Genomic DNA, 17,784 nt, shown 5'->3' on the forward strand with positions numbered 1-17,784 from the left:
GTTAAAAATAGAAACTTTTATCACTATGCTTATTTTTCTGATTATTAATGATGTGTGATGGACTTAGCAATTTATGCTATTACTCACTCGCCTTATAAATAAACTCAAGTTACTGCTCTAGTGGTAGATTATCCAACATCATTTTCACCTCAGTAACATACTGACCCAAGTCTGGCTCCAAGTGAAAACCCTCTACTGGTGTGGGCAAACCTTTTTGCATGCCTAATCTAACGACAATCGCATTCTCTTCTGGCAGCACCAATACCCGCTGCCCTAAATGACCAAGCATGGCATAAAACGGAATCGGAGCGTCCATATCCGTCCATACCGAATGACCGTAAACTTGCGCTTGCCCGTCTGCAAATGCTGCTGCATTGGGCGTAATCATAAAATTAACGTGCGCTTTACTAAGTAATTGCTCGCCTTGCCACTCACCACCATTTAATAATAGCTGCCCAAATTTGGCAAAATCTAATGCGCTGGCATTGAGGCAGCAATACACTTTTTCGATGCTCGAAGCACCATCAAGCGACCAATAAGCATCGCCTTGCATGCCGAGAGGTTGCCAAAATTTCTCTTCTAAATAGCTAGAGATGGTATAGCCATGCGGCGCAAGCGCTCGCGATAAAGCTATACCAATCATTTGCGTATCGCCTGATGAGTATTCAAACCGACCACCACATTCTTCTACAAAATCACGATTGACCATTTGCTTGACCAAGTCATGACCATAATAGGATTCAGCCGTCGGATTGATGGGAAAGTAATAATCTTCCGTCCAATCATAGCCTGAGGTCATCGCCGAGAAATCTGCTAAGGTACAGTTCTGCGCATATTGATTGTCCGCATATTCAGGTAGCCACTTGGTAATTGGCTCATCAATGCTTGATATATAACCATCTTCAACCGCTTTGAGATACAGCAAGGTTGTCACAGTTTTTGCCATCGAAAAGCTATTGGTGTGCGAATCAGCACCATAACCTTGCCAGTAGTTTTCGTACAGCAGTTTGCCGTCTTTGATAATGGCAAAGAAAGGCAACGGTTTCATCGGTATCTAAAGCATTTTGCAAGGTGGGCGTGAGTTTGACCTGCTCAAAGTTGGCAACTTTTTCCCATTCGATAGGATTTTTGGCGCGGATAGTACGATTATCAAAATCGACATAATCGTCAATATTGGCAGTGCTTTCACCTTTAAGATAAGTAAGCTTTAGCCCTCGAAATATATAAGCGTTACCCGTCACTACTAAGCTCAAGCTGATAATAATGAGTAGCGCTACAATAGGCAAAACGATCCATTTAAACAGGGTCTTTAACACTACCATTATAAAATCCTTTTTTATGGCGTGAGTAATGAGTACGATTGAGTATCGCTGATGGGTTAGCGTAGCATTTATAGGTTATTTACGAGTGACAATGCTATATTCATATTCAGCTTTAGAACAATGGTATCAATTTTCGAAATTAAGCATTAAACGATGAGAGTAACATGAAAAAATCAACCGTAATTATTATTACTACTTTAGGTGTTTGTCTACTATCTAATCATGCAAACTCAGCAAGTTTTGATTGTAAAAAAGCCAGCACTTGGGTAGAAAAAACTATTTGCCAAAGTCCTGAGCTTTCTAAGCTCGATGACGCAATGGCGAAGAAATATAGAGCTAATCTCAATGATGGAGCTAACGAAGAAGACAGCGAAAGCTATAAAAACAATGTGATTATAGATCAAAAATTATGGTTAAATTTTCAACGAAATACCTGTAAAGATACTAAGTGCCTTAAACGTGAGTATGAAGAACATATCGGAGAAAAGACAGATTCTAACTGGAACGATGATTTAGATTCTTCTGATTTGCCTAATAAAAATGCATTTGGAGAATTTTCTAAAAACTTCCAGATTTCAATCTATAATTTAGATGGTCAGCGCAAAAATACTTTGCAAGACGCAACGAATACTTTATCTATTAATAAGGTTGATAATAAACCTCATCTTTCTGTAATTGAAAGTGACTTAGTTTTTAATAACTTACACACCTGTGGAATTGAAGAAAGTATTGCAACATGGTCACAGAACCACTGGGCGATTCATGATAATAGTCAAGATAAAGAAGTTAGGTTAAGGTTGTATCCTGCACTCTATCAAGGTAAAAGTCAGTTACTCTTAAAAGACGTTGATTATCAATTTAGTTCAGGGCGTTGTGGGGTGCGCGGCTATTTTGACGGAATTATATTAGAGCGAGAGTAAATAACTTTGGACTAGAAATATACTCTAAAAGCTTAAAACCTAGAAACAAAAAAACGGCAGGAAATTGCTCCCCTGCCGTCTGCGAATCTTACACTACGACTTTAAATCATCAATTATATCGCTGCCGCAACCTCAGCACCATCTCTTATAGCACGTTTAGCATCCAGCTCCGCAGCAAGTTTAGCACCGCCAATCAAATGATATTGTGCGTCTGGTGCATCACCGACATTTGGCATCAGCTCAACCACTGATTCTTGACCAGCACAGACCACAACGCTATCGACACGGAGCAGCTGGCTTTGACCTTGGTTATTGGTGATCCAAATACCTTCATTGGTTATTTTATCGTACTGGGCGCCTGATACTTGGATAACGCCGTGTGATTTGACATGAGCGCGATGTACCCAGCCCGAGGTTTTATTGAGCCCACTACCCAAGCGACCTTTGGTACGCTGCATTAAGTACACTTGGCGCACAGGTTTGATGCCTTCAGGTTTAATCAAGCCGCCATCTGCCTGATAGTTAGTATCAGACGTCACGCCCCACTCTTCGCGCCAATCACTAATTGACTGCGGTTTTGGACGATAGCTTGGGTCTTTTAGCAATTCAGGACCAAGCTCATCTAATGGCTGCCCATGATTGGCGGTGAGATATTCACTAACATCAAAGCCGATACCACCAGCTCCAATGACCGCAACGGTTTCGCCGACAGATTTTTCACCAGAGAGCAATTCAGCATAGCTGATGACTTGTGGTAAATCTGCACCTTCTAGCTTGCCCTTTAGGCTTCTTGGCACCACGCCCGTTGCGACGATAACATGATGGAACTTGGCCTTCTCGAGCATATCTTTATCAACTTTAGTATTAAGTTTAATTTCAACGCCTAAGTGCTCAAGCTCATTGATATAGTAGCGAATGGTTTCAAAGAACTCTTCTTTACCAGGTATGACTTTGGCATAATTAAACTGACCGCCCAAGATATCTTTTGCTTCAAATAGGGTCACGTCATGACCACGCAAAGCTGCAACATGAGCGGCTGACATGCCAGCGACACCGCCACCGATGACCGCCACTTTTTTAGGCTTTTTGGTTTTCTTATAAACCAATTCTGTCTCGTAGCAGGCTTGCGGATTGACCAAACAGGTCGAGCGTTTATTCTCAAAGGTATGGTCAAGACAGGCTTGGTTACAGGCGATACAGGTATTGATACGATCGGCTTGACCTTCTTTAGCTTTGTTGACCCAATGCGGATCCGCTAAGAACGGACGCGCCATTTGAATCATATCTGCTTGCCCACTGGCGAGGATTTCTTCCGCTGTTTCTGGCATATTGATACGGTTGGCTGCCATCATTGGAATACTGATGTGCTTTTTAATTTCAGCAGTGAAATCAACAAACGCCGCGCGTGGCACGCTGGTGACAATGGTTGGAACACGCGCTTCATGCCAGCCAATTCCAGTATTCATAATGGTCACGCCCGCTTCTTCTAGCGCTTTAGCGACAGTGATGACTTCGTCCATAACGTTACCGTCTTTGACCAAATCAATCACTGACAAGCGGAATAGGATAATAAAATCTTCACCCGTTGCTGCGCGAACGGCCTTGACCACATCGACCGCAAATTTCATACGGTTATGAATATCACCGCCGTACTCATCGGTACGTTTATTGACATGACGCGATAAAAACTGATTGAGCAAGTAGCCTTCAGAGCCCATGATTTCAACACCGTCATAACCCGCTTGTTTGGCCAGTTTGGCACAGCGCGCATAGTCTTTAACGGTTTGCTCGATGTTTTTGATGCTCATCTTACGCGGTTTAAATGGCGAGATTGGTGATTTAATCGGACTTGCTGACACCGCAAACGGATGATAACCATAGCGACCGCTGTGCAAGATTTGCATGATGATTTTGCTGTCATATTTATGCGCCGCACGGGTGACGCGTTGATGATTAATGACGTCAGCGCGGGTGTTCATGGTACCGCCAGCAGGGAGCAACCAGCCTTCGCGATTGGGTGAAATACCACCGGTAATCATCATCGCCACGCCGCCTTTCGCACGTTCGGCGAAATACGCCGCCAGTTTACCGTAATTATAAAAACGGTCTTCAAGCCCCGTATGCATCGAGCCCATTACCATGCGGTTTTTAAGGGTGGTAAAGCCCAAATCGAGCGGCTCAAATAAATGCGGGTAGTGCTCGTTGGTGCTGGCAGTCTCAATAGTATTGGCAGTGCGGCTGGCGGTCATATCATTTTCCTTATGAATGAATTATCAAACTACGTTTTGAAAACAGAAAAGTCACGGGATTTAGCGTTGCTGCTATCGTAACACACCGCTATTATCATCAGCTATGCGGACAAGCGACTGATGAGTGAGCAATATATTAACCCCAATCCTAGACAGTCAAATGTTTAACTCGGCTTTATGGGTTTTATTGAGCAAATCTCATAAAACCCACCAAATTTTTGGGACAATTGGCTATAATAGCGTGAGCGTTGTCAATATTTAACGTGTTTTATAACAACCGTTTTTATGACCATTGTTTTTATGACAACGGCTTCTATAATAGCCGCTTCGCTTAATCGGCATCATCGAATACCCGCAATACGATTACGATAAAGGACTATCCACATGACAGACTTTCACACCGGTCTTGGCAAAAATGCTGCCAACCATCAACCGCTGACCCCCATCGATTTTATCATTCGCAGCGCGCAGGTTTATCCTGACAAGACTGCGATTATCTACGACGACCTAGAGCACAATGAGCTTACGCAGACATGGCAACAGACTTATGATCGCTGTCGTCAATTGGCGGATGGTCTGCGTAAGTTGGGTATCGATAAAAATGACACGGTGGCGGTGATGATGCCGAACACGCCAGCGATGGTCGAATGCGCCTTTGGAGTACCCATGTCAGGCGGCGTACTTTGTACTCTTAATACCCGTCTTGATATCAACGCCCTAACCTTTTGCCTACAACATTCTGAAGCCAAAGTGCTGATTTTAGACAGCGAGTTTGCTGAGCACGCTGAGATTATCGATGAAGCTTTTCCCAATCTCATCGTCATTCATGCGACTGATAAAGCGCTCGATATCGAGCGTTTTGGCAGTATGAGTTATGAAGCATTAATTGCCAGCTCAGACCGTTTGGATAATTGGGAAAAGCCAACAGATGAGTGGGATGCAATCGCCCTCAACTATACCTCTGGCACCACGGGCAAACCCAAAGGCGTGGTTTACCATCATCGCGGTGCCACGCTCAATGCCGTGTCCAACATTTTAGATTGGGATATGCCCAAGCACCCGATGTATTTATGGACACTGCCATTATTTCATTGTAATGGTTGGTGTTTCCCATGGACCATCGCCGAACGCGCGGGCGTCAACGTCTGCTTGCGTAAGATTGACGCTGATTTAATTTTGCAGCTCATAGCCAAATACAAAGTCAGCCATTATTGCTCAGCGCCCGTGGTGCACAACATGATCGCAGGCGGCAAGGCTGAATACAAAGAAGCCATTAACCATGAAGTTAAAGGCTGGGTCGCTGGTGCACCGCCGTCTGAAACCATGCTCGCCGCTATGGAAGCAATGGGCTTTCATATCTCGCATGTTTATGGCCTCACTGAAGTTTATGGGCCGGTTACTGTCTGCGCTGAGCAAGAAGAATGGGATGCGCTTGATGTCGCGGCTCGTGCGCAAAAGAAATCACGTCAGGGCGTAACATCGCATTTAATGACTGGCTTTGAAGTCTTTAAACAAGGGACCACTGAACCCGTTGCCGCCGATGGAGAAGAGATGGGCGAGCTGGCACTGCGCGGTAACATGGTGATGAAAGGCTACCTAAAAAGCCGTAAAGCCACCGAAGAAGCCTTTGCTGATGGCTGGTTCCGTACCGGTGATTTGGGCGTCAAATACCCCGACGGCTATATCAAAATCATGGATAGGCTTAAAGACATCATCATCTCAGGTGGTGAGAACATCTCTAGTATCGAAGTCGAAAACGTCTTATATAAGATGCCAGAAATTCAAAGCTGTGCCGTCGTCGCCGCGCCCCATGACAAATGGGGCGAAGTACCCGTTGCCTTTATCGAAATCCATGCTGGTAGCACCTTACAGCGCGATCATGTCATGGAGCATTGCAAGCAGTATTTGGCTGGCTTTAAAGTGCCTAAATATATTATCTTTGCTGAAATTCCAAAAACCAGTACCGGTAAAGTGCAGAAGTTTGAGCTACGGCAAGCCGCCAAATCATTGGCGCACGAAACACCAAAAGTCACGGCTAGCGCTAAATAATAGCTTTTGAGCAACTTGCACTTTGAGCAATTTGCATAAAACAGGGTCAGTCTAATCATTAGGCTGACCCTGTTTTCTTGAACTAAAAATGTAAAACTTATTATTATAGGCAGTCTGCTATAAAATAAACACAGGGCTACTGTTATTAATTTTGCGCAGCCTCTGTCTGCGTAGGCACAGCAAGCAAGGAAAATGAATACCAGTAGCGCGTTATAACACTGGTACTGATTTTATTTAGGACTGACTATAACCAAACGACTAATCAAGCTTTGGTTCAAGCCATTGATAAACCAACATACCCATTATCATCGCTGGAATAAAGACATACGCTTGCCATTGTCCTGTCCCAAGTAGCACGATACCCGGTCCTGGGCAAATACCCACCAAGCCCCAACCGATACCGAATAGCATCGCGCCGATGAGCAGTTTTTTATTGATGGTGGTTTTGGTTGGCATCTCAATCAAGGTGCCAATCCAACTATTCTTTTGGCGCTTAGCCAATTGCACACCGACTATAGCCACCGCCAGTCCGCCGCCCATTACCAGTGCGAGGGAGATATCCCATGCACCAAAGACGTCTAAAAACCCTTGTACTTTAGCAGGGTCAGTCATCCCTGATATCAGCAGTCCAAAGCCAAATAATAGCCCTGCCAGTAATCCAATCATATTTTTTAACATTATTGTGCCCCATACTCAAACAATTTACTCAAGCGCTTATAAATGATGTGCTGTCTATATGACTTTTAAATCAAGCCCAAGACATGGCGACCAAGATAAACCGTCACAATACCAAACAACATAAAGGTCACCGTCGCCGCCATCGAGCGTGGTGACAAGCGCGCATTACCGCAGATACCATGACCACTGGTACAACCAGAACCTAAACGCGTGCCAAAACCGACCAGCAAACCTGCCATAATTAATAACGGTATAGAGGTGCTGATTTCTAGCACTGGTAACGGCTTAACCAAACGATATAATAACGGCGAGATAACAAGACCGGCGATAAATAATACCTGCCACATCTCGACGCGCTTGGGCTTTAAAAGACTTGAGAAAATACCACTAATCCCCGCGATACGGCCAATACCCAATAGCAAAATGACAGTTGCCACCCCTAATATCAGCCCGCCTACCAAGGAGATTGGCGTAAATGCCTGCCAGTCTATTTGTATACTCATAATGTTTACCTAAGCCAATTTTTATCAAAAATAAAATATATTCGTTTTATATAAATACATTATATAATAAAATATAATAGAAAGGTAAAAAAATACTGAGCCTATTTTTTTAATAGGTTCAGTATTGATGTTACGCCGTTGTTAGGTTAAACCTTCTTTCAAAATAAGAAGCTATTTAGCCAACACTGCATCAAGCGCTTTCTCAAAACGTTGTACCGCACCGTCAACATCGGTCAATTTATCAAGACCAAATAGACCTAAGCGGAAAGTTTTAAAGTTCTCAGGTTCGCCTACTTGTAGCGGAACGCCAGCGGCGATTTGCATGCCAGCTTCAGCAAAGGCGCTACCTTTATGCATATCATCACGGTCGGTATAAGCAACGACAACGCCCGGTGCTTCAAAACCTTCTGCCGCCACGCTTTCAATGCCTTTGTCTGCCAATACTTTACGAATACGCTTACCAAGCTCCCACTGCGCCTCGCAAAGTTTATCAAAACCGACTTCCTTAGCTTCATTAATAGCATCGCGGAACTGGCGTAAGCTATCGGTTGGCATGGTTGCATGATAAGCGTGACCGCCATTTTCATAGGCGCGCATGATGTTTAACCACTGTTTTAAATCTAAGCTAAAGCTATCAGACTCGGTGCTGTCTACTTTTTGCACAGCCGCGGCGCTGAGCATCACCAAACCTGCACCCGGTGTGCTGCTCCAGCCTTTTTGCGGCGCGCTGATAAGCACGTCAATGCCCAAATCTTTCATATCGAGCCAGACGCAACCTGAAGCGATACAGTCAATGACTAATAGACCACCAACGCTATGGACGGCATCGCTCAATGCTTTGATATAATCTTCTGACAGAATGATGCCAGATGAGGTTTCAACATGTGGAGCAAAAACGATGGCAGGTTTTGTTTCTTTGATTTTAGCAACCGCCTCATCGATAGCAACAGGCGCAAATGGCTTTGGCGAGTCACCCTCTTCACGATTGGCAGTCAATACCGTTGATGATTTGGCAATTTTGCCTTTGTCTAAAATTTGCGTCCAGCGATAGCTAAACCAACCGTTACGGATAATCAGGCAGTCTTTATCATTGGCCAATTGACGCGCCACGGCTTCCATCCCATAAGTGCCAGAACCCGGTACAATCGCCACCGCATCTGCGTTATAGACTGACTTTAGGTTGCTAGATAAGTCATTCATCACTTGCTGAAAGACTTTTGACATGTGGTTTAAGGCGCGGTCAGTATAGACCACCGAGTATTCTAATAAGCCGTTTGGATCAATATCTTGACGTAATGCAGTCATAGGACGCTCCTAGTTTATAGTTAGGGAATATAGTTATTTTTAAACTTTAGTTACAACTGCTCAAATACTACTATAAATAGTATTAATGGGGCACTAATATCGAGTAATAGTCGAGAGTATGACGCAAGATTGACGATATAACGCTTTATCCTAGCGCTATTGCCGCTAACAAGTCTGTCTTGTGCGCTTTATTTTTTATTTTAAACAGTACTACAGACCATCAATAGGCGCGACAATATCGTGACCACGCATTGACAGCCTATTGAATCATAAATACTGAGAATTAATAAGATGAGAAAATATTAAGAAAGGGTTGATAAAATTAAGCTTTAAAAAAAGTCAGAACCTATTGATTAAAGGCTAATTAAAAAATAATCGCAGCCATATAACCAAAAATTATCATCGCTTAATATACTCATAACAACTTGATATTAGCACTGATAATGCAGGTTGACAACGCTAGGTTTGCGTAAGTGCCCCGCTAAACTAATTGATGACTTTTTCAGAGAAACGGTTTGCAAAGAAACGCTTTTAGGATAAATAGTAGAAAAATTGATAGATTGATAGACAGCTACATTGATAAATAGCTACAAGGAGCGGAGCCATGGTTACTGGCGGCGACCGCGATGCGCGTCTTGTAATCCAGAAACCACAAAATCTAGGAGCTCATTGTCACCTTCGCGTGCCGCTTTGCGCATCAGCTTCGATGGTGCATGAGTCAGCGTCTGGGTCAAACGCCGCGACAGCTCAGTGATGATATCTTCAGGGCTGGCGTTATCTTGTTGCAGCTTAGCAATGGATTCATGCAGCAGCTTATCGACTTGGTCATGGGTGCGCGCGCGATATTGTTGAATCTCTTTGCCGACTTGGCGCACTTGAAAGCGCCGATCCATCTCAACCACCAACTGACTAACGAGCAGCTCCGCATCGACCGCCGCTTGCCTGCGCTGCTCAATATTACCAGCAATCACGTGTTGCAAGTCATCGACAGAATACAAATACACATCATCGATACGGCTAATGGTCGAGTCGATATCGCGCGGTACGGCCAAGTCAATCATCAGCATCGGCTGATAACGGCGGCTTTTAAGCGCGCGCAAGGTCATGGTCTTATCAATCAATATATCCATACTGCCGCTACAACTACTGACGATATCAGCCTCTGCCAATACTTGCGGCAATTCTTGCAGCGATTTCACTTCTACCATACGCTCAGGTCGACGCAATTCGGCGGCCAACGCTTCGGCACGCTCAGGATTGCGGTTACAAATAATGACCCGCCCGACCCCAAGCCCAGCGATATGGGTCGCCACCAAGCGATTCATCTCACCAGCTGCGACCACCAATAGCGTCCGACTGGGCAAATCATCAAATATCTGCGTCACCAGTTTGGCGGCCGCATAGCTCAGCGACACTGCTTGAGCGCCGACTTTGGTTTCGTTACGCACGCGTTTGGCAGCAGCAAATACTTGATCGACAATCCAGCCGAGCTGATTGCTGAGCGCCTTTTGGTCTTGCGCCAAATGCACAGAACGTTTGATTTGACCAAGTATCTGCGGCTCACCCAATATCATCGAGTCAAGACCAGCGGCGACTCGTAACCAATGAGTCAGGGCATGAGTATCACGGTGCACATAAAGATAAGGGTCAATTTCAGCCAAAGGTAACTGTTTAAAATCCGCCAGCCACGCTTTTATTTTTAAAATATGAGCGCTAATTGCCGCGGCAGAAGGCTGCGCACTAATGGCATTATTACTCGAGACAGCAGTTTGCTGCGCTGCTAAAGCCGCGCCTGATTCTGACGATGCTGAGACTTGCGGGACGAGTGCATAAATTTCTGTACGGTTGCACGTCGAGACAATCACGCTACCATCGGTAAAATCTTCTAGCTGCTGCAGGGCAATATTCACATCGTCACCGACAAGCGCCAAGCGCTCTCGCAGAGCGACTGGTGCGGTTTTGTGATTGACCCCAATGACCACTAATCTCATTATTGATAGACCATAAATATAACGTTTACCTGCCAGCCAAACGCTTTTAGAATGTGAAAAAACCTATACAATCAGCAGTGCTAAAAAACAGTTTTTCACAAACAGCGCTTGCTAAACTGGCTGTGAAAAAATGTCTTTAATTAATACTTGTCAATATAAAAGTCTAAAAAGCGCTTATTATATCATTATTGCTGGCTTTATTTAACAAGCAGCGCTGGGCGATGGTATTTGTCTGTATCTGGGCATGACGACGATAAATCAACTGCTACCAGGCTTTAAAATAAATGCCAGTTATATTTGTCTAACTTATCAGCGCTGGTTTACTAGCAGGCGTTTAACCTATCAGAAGTTATTCGATGTTACTTAGGGTCATTTATTGTCATGACTTAATTGCCTAAATATTGTTAGTATTTGAGTAACATAGGCGCTATTGTTTATCGCTTTCATCTGCTCTTATAATGACAACAACAAACATCTTTAAAATAAAGAAAATAAAATCCTCCTGTTAGAATGCAAGTGGACTAATGGGAAAATATTGCTCGCTAGATTTTTTGGGTCATCCTTTAGATTGCAACCTATGTATAATGATCAATCTCGCCTCCGCGCCTTATTGCAAGCTACTATTGAGCGCCTATGCCAGCGTTATAAGCTAACGTTGTCGTTGGCCATTTGTCTATGCCTAGGATTACCCGCCCACGCCAAATATGTCAGCCCGGCGTTGACCGCTCCGATATTAAATACTGACTTGTCCAATTCGTCTAAACCTTCAGCAGCTAAAGCAAGCAATACCGATATCATTGGTCATACTGCTCATGAAATACCTTCTCAACCATCGTCTACTGAGCAGTCTCAGCTAGCAGTAAATAGCGCTGATGCAAACAATCAAGCACTTACAAACCAAACACAATCAGAGCTTGGTGAGCCAAATTTATACGCGCTGTTGGATGCCGAATTTGCCGCAGATCGCGATGATAATAAGCGCGCGCTAACTATTTATAAGCAGCAATCTTTTAAACAAGATGCGACCGCCGTATTTGAGCGCGCCCTAAGCTTATCTTTACGTAATGAAAGCGTTGAGAATTCATTGCGCTTTGCTAAAACTTGGCAAGACCAAAACCCTGACCACGTGCCCGCTTGGTTTTATGTGGCGCATTTGGCCCTGCGTGCGCACGATTATGAATTAGCAGGTGCCACTCTAAATCGCATTTTAAACTATGACCCGCGAGCCGATCTTAGCGAAATACTGATTGGCATTTATCCCAATACCGATGAAGACAAACGCGAGTTACTTGCCGCTTTGCAACCTATCGATAGCGAGCAAAATGCTTCGCTTTCGGTATTAAAGGCTGGTTTACTGTATCAGTTTGATGAGCCTGAGGTTGCTATTGTCCATATCGATCGCGCCCTTGCGCGCCAGCCAGATTATGTGCCTTTTATCACTTTAAAAGCCGACATCTTACGCGAGACCAAGCCATCAGCAGCCGTGCTTGATTATATTAACCAAGCGCGCCTACGTAACCCTGATAGCAAGAGCTTATACTTATATGAGATTCGTTATTTACTTGATTTGCGGCAAAGCGAGCAGGCTTGGCAGCTATTACTTGATGCACACGGGCGCTTTGCTGATGATGACGAAATCACTTTGCTCGCCGCACTGGTGAGCTTGGACGTTGAAGAATACGCCAGCGCCGACCAGCTGCTTAATATCTTGGCTAAAAATCCGGCTTATCTTGACCAAGCCTATTACTACCTTGGCATCAGTGCCGAGCGCCAGCAGCGCTTTGAGCAAGCAAAATACTATCTCAATGGCGTGATGCAAGAGGACTTGGTGTTAGAAGCGCGGCGAAAAGTGGTGTCGTTTGAGCTGCTAAATGACGACGTCGATGCAGCCATTGCTACTTTAGAGAAGCTGCGTAAAGACTTTAGCATCTTCGCGCCTGACAGCTTTGTCATGCAAGCGGATATCTTATGGCAGCAAAATGAGCCCGAGGAGGCGCTACGGTTATTAACGCGTGCCAGCCGCAAATATCCTAATAATGAGATGCTGCTATTTGCCCGCGCGCAGCTGCTTGACGACAAAAACGATTATATCGTTAAGCGCACTTTATTGAACCATTTGCAAACGCTCGACCCAACCAACCTTGCTTATCAGCTTAGCTATGCGCAGTTATTGCTCGCCAATGAACGCAGCTCCAAGCAAGGTTTGGCGCTAGCAACGGCTATCATTCAAATCCGTTATGATGACCCGCGCTATGACAATGAGCTGCATTTGCAAGCGTTAAACGTACTCGCCGCCAATGCTTTAGCGAACGAAGATTATCAACAAGTCATCGATTATCTACAAACCCCGTACGACGTTTTTCCAACCCTACGTTCAGGCACACTACTGCTGCGCGCTTATCAAGGGCTAGGCGATAATGAAAAAGTTGAGGCGTTGCTTGCTGAGTTACAAGAGCGTTTTTCATTTGGGCAGCGCAACGTCAATGACCGTATACAGCTTTATTAACACGCTTTTGCTTAAGGCTTATTGAATACTCATCATAAAATATGATTAAAAATAAAAAACGCTTACGCTAAAAACTACAAGCCAGTTATAAGAAATGAACAGCCATGCATCAGCGCGTAACAAATTATGCTTAAGCTAAGCGTTTATTGTTTCATTTGAGCTTTTAGCAAATCTGTTGCTTTTAAAACTTGTTACTTTTAAAAATTGTCTATTTTTGAGGATATATCATGTCAGTATTAAAAAAAAACCAGCCGAATAAACTGGCGCTATTTAGCGCTTTAACGGCCGCGCTCGTTATCACATCTGGTTGTCAGTCATTAAAAACCGCCAATGCTACCAATCAGCCTGTTGGCACGGTACAAGGTCAGAAACCTGAACAACCTAAAAAGCTTGAGAACTTTAATATCACGGGCAAGATCGGCGTTACCACACCTAGTAAGGACAATTCAGGAAACCAAGGCGGCAGTGCGTTTTATGCATGGGGACAACAAAATGACCGTTTTGCTATCGAATTGATTGGTGCGCTTGGCATTGGCAAAACCAATATCGAATATAATGGTCAGTCGGCGACTTTAGTCAGCGAAAAAACCGGTACTTTAACCGCTGCTGACCCTGAAACCTTGCTCAAAAAAGCCACAGGCTGGCAGGCGCCAATTTCACAAATGCCGTACTGGATATCGGGTCGCCCAGCGCCTTCAGACAGCGCCCCACAGCTTGACGACCAAAACCGTTTGATTAGTTCGGTCAATGGTGAATGGCAAGCGAACTTTAGTTATAAAGGTAACGACAAATTGCCAAATAAAATCAGTGCCGTACAATCACAAGGTAATAAGGTAGTGATGACCATCGACCATCAAAAATAATGGCCTTATGTAGACAGTAGAAAATACTGTCTTTACGCACAATTCATAAAGACATTTATTTATGACTGAACGCAACATTGCAAAACAAGTTATCACGCGCTTGTCACCGGCAAAGATTAATTTATTTTTGCATATCACCGATAAGCGCGCTGATGGCTATCATAATCTGCAAACTGTCTTTCGCCTGCTCGACTGGGGCGATTATTTGCATTTTACGTTTGTAGACGATGCGGCACTTTCTATTATAGATAAGACCTTCGACGCTACTATGCTATGTCATCAGCTGCTAACGCTTGCTGGTGCCGACACCATAACCAGCAGTATCGATGATAATCTGATTTTTAAAGCCGCCCGAGCGTTACTAGCATTTGCTCTCCAAGCAAATAGACTATCTAAGCAGTTAGTGCCAGTACAAATCACCTTAGATAAACACCTACCGATGGGTGCAGGCTTGGGCGGTGGCTCATCCAATGCGGCAACGACCTTATTAGTCTTAAATGAGATTTGGCAGCTTAACATTACTAAAAATGAGCTGATAAAAATCGCCGCTACTATTGGCGCAGATGTGCCCATATTTATCTTTGGGCAAGATGCCATTGCCATGGGTATTGGCGAAGAGCTGACCGCCATTGATTTGCCCGAGCAGCAATATTTAGTCTTAACCCCGAACGCGCATGTGAGTACTGCTAAGCTGTTCGCGCATCCAAAGCTACAACGAGATATCGACGCCCTATCCATTGACATCATCAAAAGCCAGACCAATGACTATGTGCAACATTTAAACACGCCTTATCAAAATGTCTTTACGCCCGTAGTTATTAGTCTCGCTCCGGCTGTCGATGCAGCGTTACAGTATTTGCAAGGTTTAGAATCACAGGCACTCGGCACAGCTCGTATGACCGGCTCTGGTAGCGCCGTGTTCTTGCCATTGGATGCGAGTGTTATTGATGATAAGGTACTGTTGGCAAAATGGATTGCGGCTGCGCCTTGTGCAGGGTATCTCGTTGGCAGTTTGTAAGATGGACGTGCCCTACTCAAACTCTCAAATAAGTTGGTATTAATATGAACCATTCATATCTAAATAAGAGTCTAATAACCGCCACCGTTTTTATTTGCTTATCATCGAATTTGACTGCGTGTTCATTACTATCTAAATCTCACGATGAATCTCATGCTAATCGCTTATCCGATAAAATAACTTTGCCACAACAACTAGACATAAAAGTAAAAGACAACTCTCAAAATATAGAGGTTTCTCAGCAAGATTCCAAAGTCAGCTCGCCTACTGAACTATTCACTTATGCCGCGGCTCTTTCAATGCGAGAGATAAACTTTGTTTTCAAAGGTAAATACATTATCAAAAATAACTGCTTATACTTTGTAAAAAATAACAATGAGTACCTTAGTCCTATTTTTTATCCCGATAGAGCGATTCTTTTTGAGAATGAACAAGCCATTTCTCTAAATGGAACCAAAGTTAAGCTCGGTGAGGAGGTTGTCACTAGCGGTATAATTAAAGAGCGTATAGGTAGTTACTATTTACGAAAAGGTGATATTGTCATCGAAGACCCAGAGAATACAACTTGTTTGACGGAACCTGCAATATTTATGAGTGGTAGAGTGGTCAATCCTCTCGTACAAAAGTAACTCGCACAGCATTAGCTTACGATTGACAAGCTTAATAAAAAGACCTCTATTCACTACAATAGTAGCGATGCAACTCAGGCTAATTCACTTAGTTTCGAATAAAAGCCATAAAAACGCCTAAAGACCTTGCAAATTCTGAAAACTTATTTATAATAGGTCGCCACAATAGGGGTATAGCCAAGTTGGTAAGGCATCAGGTTTTGATCCTGACATCCGTTGGTTCGAGTCCAGCTACCCCTGCCATTTTTAAGTGTAAAGCGTTCGATATGTCGTCATTATAAGCCGTTTTTAAATAAACGCTTATTTTATTGACATTGACAACGTTATCCCAGTTTCGGTATAGTTTGCAATGAACACCGTTAGGGAAAAGTTATGATGTAGACGGTTTATCTGTTTATACAATAACGAACAGGTCGTGACGCTATTCTAAGCATAATTTACTATAAATTATACCTAGATATCGACGTACACAGCCTAGATATTACAGGGGTATAGCCAAGTTGGTAAGGCATCAGGTTTTGATCCTGACATCCGTTGGTTCGAGTCCAGCTACCCCTGCCATTTTTTACTGTAATAGTAGTCATCAATAGTTTTCCATACTCTTTTCTAAATTTGAGCAGTTTGATACTGCTTAGCGGTCGCTGCTTGAGTTAATCAATAGGACTTCTGTCATGCCTTATTTGGCGATTTTTACGGGTAATGCCCACCCAGAATTAGCAAAAACCGTAGCCGATCATCTCCATATACCTCTTGGTAAAGCTGACATCACGCGTTTTTCTGATGGCGAAATTGCCGTGGAAATCAAAGAACACGTTCGCGGTAAAGACGTGTTTATCATGCAGCCTACTTGTGCACCGACCAACGACAATTTGATGGAAATCATGATGATGGCCGATGCCTTGCGTCGTTCTAGTGCGGGCCGTATCACTGCTGTCATGCCCTACTTTGGTTATGCGCGTCAAGACCGTCGTCCGCGTTCAGCACGTGTGCCTATTTCGGCCAAAGTCGTCGCTGACATGCTAAACATCGTCAGTATCGATCGCGTCATGACTGTTGATTTGCACTCAGATCAGATTCAGGGTTTCTTTGATATCCCAGTTGATAACATCTACGGTACGCCTGTCTTATTGAACGATCTTAAAAAACAAGATTATGACAACATCATGGTAGTGTCACCTGACGTTGGTGGTGTGGTACGTGCGCGCGCGATGGCGAAGCAGTTGGGCGATACCGACATGGCGATTATTGATAAACGCCGTGCCCGTGCCAATGAATCACAAGTGATGCACATCATTGGTGATGTCCGTGACCGTGACTGCGTCATCGTTGATGATATGGTTGATACCGCAGGTACGTTATGCAAAGCCGCTGAAGCCTTAAAGCAAAATGGCGCACGCCGCGTACTCGCTTATATTACTCACCCTGTCCTATCGGGTAATGCGCTAAAAAACATCAGCGAATCGGAATTGGATGAGATTGTGGTAACTGATACCATTCCATTGTCTGACGCGGCTAAAGCCTGTAGCAAAATCCGTCAAGTAAGTATCGCACCGATGCTTGCTGAAAGCTTACGCCGTATCAATAACGAAGAATCTATCAGCGCTATGTTTGATGCCTAGTTAATGCTTAAGATTTTCTTTCGCTAAAAAATATATTACTAAAAAACGCTAAGTTTAATGACTTGGCGTTTTTTTATGTAAGATGGTCGCGCACCATTTTCTCTAGGTCTTTATTATTGTTAAAGAATCACG

At 43.9% G+C, this 17,784-nt stretch carries 14 protein-coding genes and 2 tRNA genes; 9 read left to right on the forward strand and 7 right to left on the reverse strand.

The window, feature by feature from the left end; all coding sequences use genetic code 11:
• Positions 1 to 109 precede the first annotated feature (109 nt).
• Positions 110 to 1,048 carry a serine hydrolase domain-containing protein gene (locus tag CXF58_RS09095; RefSeq protein WP_228706584.1) on the reverse strand — a complete coding sequence of 313 codons (939 nt, stop codon included), beginning with the start codon at positions 1,046 to 1,048 and terminating at the stop codon, positions 110 to 112.
• Complete coding sequence (locus CXF58_RS14055) at positions 969 to 1,322, reverse strand: hypothetical protein (RefSeq protein WP_228706585.1); 354 nt, start codon at positions 1,320 to 1,322, stop codon at positions 969 to 971. Before CXF58_RS14055 ends, CXF58_RS09095 begins: the two co-directional genes overlap by 80 nt.
• A 164-nt stretch (positions 1,323 to 1,486) precedes the next feature.
• Between CXF58_RS14055 and CXF58_RS09100 the strand changes: the two genes are divergently transcribed.
• Entirely contained in the window at positions 1,487 to 2,242 is a 756-nt protein-coding gene (locus CXF58_RS09100) for a lysozyme inhibitor LprI family protein (RefSeq protein WP_102077282.1), read from the forward strand.
• Positions 2,243 to 2,355: 113 nt separating this feature from the next.
• Here the strand turns inward: CXF58_RS09100 and CXF58_RS09105 are convergent, their stop codons facing one another.
• Complete coding sequence (locus CXF58_RS09105; RefSeq protein WP_102077283.1) at positions 2,356 to 4,491, reverse strand: NADPH-dependent 2,4-dienoyl-CoA reductase; 2,136 nt, start codon at positions 4,489 to 4,491, stop codon at positions 2,356 to 2,358.
• A 384-nt stretch (positions 4,492 to 4,875) separates the two neighbouring features.
• On the opposite strand from CXF58_RS09105, the gene CXF58_RS09110 reads away from it, so the two are divergent.
• On the forward strand, positions 4,876 to 6,540 hold the full coding sequence (locus tag CXF58_RS09110; protein WP_102077284.1) for an AMP-binding protein: 1,665 nt from the start codon (positions 4,876 to 4,878) through the stop codon (positions 6,538 to 6,540).
• 258 nt (positions 6,541 to 6,798) lie between these two features.
• Here the strand turns inward: CXF58_RS09110 and CXF58_RS09115 are convergent, their stop codons facing one another.
• From CXF58_RS09115 to hemA, 4 genes are all read right to left on the reverse strand, one after another.
• Positions 6,799 to 7,218 (reverse strand): DUF6691 family protein, encoded by a 420-nt coding sequence (locus CXF58_RS09115; protein WP_180952562.1) that lies wholly within the window; start codon positions 7,216 to 7,218, stop codon positions 6,799 to 6,801.
• Positions 7,219 to 7,283: 65 nt separating this feature from the next.
• A complete protein-coding gene (locus CXF58_RS09120; protein ID WP_102077286.1) occupies positions 7,284 to 7,721 on the reverse strand; it encodes a YeeE/YedE family protein in 438 nt (145 codons plus the stop codon).
• A gap of 171 nt (positions 7,722 to 7,892) precedes the next feature.
• Positions 7,893 to 9,026 carry an aminotransferase class V-fold PLP-dependent enzyme gene (locus tag CXF58_RS09125; RefSeq protein WP_102077287.1) on the reverse strand — a complete coding sequence of 378 codons (1,134 nt, stop codon included), beginning with the start codon at positions 9,024 to 9,026 and terminating at the stop codon, positions 7,893 to 7,895.
• A 608-nt stretch (positions 9,027 to 9,634) separates the two neighbouring features.
• Positions 9,635 to 11,017 (reverse strand): glutamyl-tRNA reductase, encoded by a 1,383-nt coding sequence (gene hemA, locus CXF58_RS09130; RefSeq protein ID WP_102077288.1) that lies wholly within the window; start codon positions 11,015 to 11,017, stop codon positions 9,635 to 9,637.
• Positions 11,018 to 11,594: 577 nt separating this feature from the next.
• Between hemA and CXF58_RS09135 the strand changes: the two genes are divergently transcribed.
• From CXF58_RS09135 to CXF58_RS09165, 7 genes are all read left to right on the forward strand, one after another.
• The gene (locus CXF58_RS09135) at positions 11,595 to 13,523 is read left to right on the forward strand and encodes a tetratricopeptide repeat protein (RefSeq protein ID WP_102077289.1); all 1,929 of its coding nucleotides are present in this window, start codon (positions 11,595 to 11,597) and stop codon (positions 13,521 to 13,523) included.
• A gap of 227 nt (positions 13,524 to 13,750) precedes the next feature.
• Positions 13,751 to 14,386 carry a lipoprotein insertase outer membrane protein LolB gene (gene lolB, locus CXF58_RS09140; RefSeq protein ID WP_102077290.1) on the forward strand — a complete coding sequence of 212 codons (636 nt, stop codon included), beginning with the start codon at positions 13,751 to 13,753 and terminating at the stop codon, positions 14,384 to 14,386.
• A gap of 61 nt (positions 14,387 to 14,447) precedes the next feature.
• The gene (ispE, locus tag CXF58_RS09145) at positions 14,448 to 15,404 is read left to right on the forward strand and encodes a 4-(cytidine 5'-diphospho)-2-C-methyl-D-erythritol kinase (RefSeq protein ID WP_102077291.1); all 957 of its coding nucleotides are present in this window, start codon (positions 14,448 to 14,450) and stop codon (positions 15,402 to 15,404) included.
• Between the two features lie 44 nt (positions 15,405 to 15,448).
• The gene (locus CXF58_RS09150) at positions 15,449 to 16,033 is read left to right on the forward strand and encodes a hypothetical protein (RefSeq protein ID WP_102077292.1); all 585 of its coding nucleotides are present in this window, start codon (positions 15,449 to 15,451) and stop codon (positions 16,031 to 16,033) included.
• Positions 16,034 to 16,200: 167 nt separating this feature from the next.
• Positions 16,201 to 16,276 (forward strand) — tRNA-Gln (locus CXF58_RS09155).
• 242 nt (positions 16,277 to 16,518) lie between these two features.
• Positions 16,519 to 16,594 (forward strand) — tRNA-Gln (locus tag CXF58_RS09160).
• A gap of 110 nt (positions 16,595 to 16,704) precedes the next feature.
• On the forward strand, positions 16,705 to 17,652 hold the full coding sequence (locus tag CXF58_RS09165) for a ribose-phosphate pyrophosphokinase (RefSeq protein WP_068404706.1): 948 nt from the start codon (positions 16,705 to 16,707) through the stop codon (positions 17,650 to 17,652).
• Positions 17,653 to 17,784: the final 132 nt, after the last annotated feature.

Source organism: Psychrobacter sp. Sarcosine-02u-2, assembly GCF_002836335.1.
GTDB lineage: Bacteria > Pseudomonadota > Gammaproteobacteria > Pseudomonadales > Moraxellaceae > Psychrobacter > Psychrobacter faecalis.

What these genes read in the sequence shown, in the direction of transcription:
- CXF58_RS09120 (WP_102077286.1), bottom strand. Translation starts at nt 7,721, where the DNA reads ATGAGTATACAAATAGACTGGCAGGCATTTACGCCAATCTCCTTGGTA.
- CXF58_RS09110 (WP_102077284.1), top strand. Translation starts at nt 4,876, where the DNA reads ATGACAGACTTTCACACCGGTCTTGGCAAAAATGCTGCCAACCATCAA.
- CXF58_RS14055 (WP_228706585.1), bottom strand. Translation starts at nt 1,322, where the DNA reads ATGGTAGTGTTAAAGACCCTGTTTAAATGGATCGTTTTGCCTATTGTA.
- CXF58_RS09100 (WP_102077282.1), top strand. Translation starts at nt 1,487, where the DNA reads ATGAAAAAATCAACCGTAATTATTATTACTACTTTAGGTGTTTGTCTA.
- CXF58_RS09105 (WP_102077283.1), bottom strand. Translation starts at nt 4,491, where the DNA reads ATGACCGCCAGCCGCACTGCCAATACTATTGAGACTGCCAGCACCAAC.
- CXF58_RS09125 (WP_102077287.1), bottom strand. Translation starts at nt 9,026, where the DNA reads ATGACTGCATTACGTCAAGATATTGATCCAAACGGCTTATTAGAATAC.
- CXF58_RS09135 (WP_102077289.1), top strand. Translation starts at nt 11,595, where the DNA reads ATGTATAATGATCAATCTCGCCTCCGCGCCTTATTGCAAGCTACTATT.
- CXF58_RS09165 (WP_068404706.1), top strand. Translation starts at nt 16,705, where the DNA reads ATGCCTTATTTGGCGATTTTTACGGGTAATGCCCACCCAGAATTAGCA.
- CXF58_RS09095 (WP_228706584.1), bottom strand. Translation starts at nt 1,048, where the DNA reads ATGAAACCGTTGCCTTTCTTTGCCATTATCAAAGACGGCAAACTGCTG.
- CXF58_RS09115 (WP_180952562.1), bottom strand. Translation starts at nt 7,218, where the DNA reads ATGTTAAAAAATATGATTGGATTACTGGCAGGGCTATTATTTGGCTTT.
- ispE (WP_102077291.1), top strand. Translation starts at nt 14,448, where the DNA reads ATGACTGAACGCAACATTGCAAAACAAGTTATCACGCGCTTGTCACCG.
- CXF58_RS09150 (WP_102077292.1), top strand. Translation starts at nt 15,449, where the DNA reads ATGAACCATTCATATCTAAATAAGAGTCTAATAACCGCCACCGTTTTT.
- hemA (WP_102077288.1), bottom strand. Translation starts at nt 11,017, where the DNA reads ATGAGATTAGTGGTCATTGGGGTCAATCACAAAACCGCACCAGTCGCT.
- lolB (WP_102077290.1), top strand. Translation starts at nt 13,751, where the DNA reads ATGTCAGTATTAAAAAAAAACCAGCCGAATAAACTGGCGCTATTTAGC.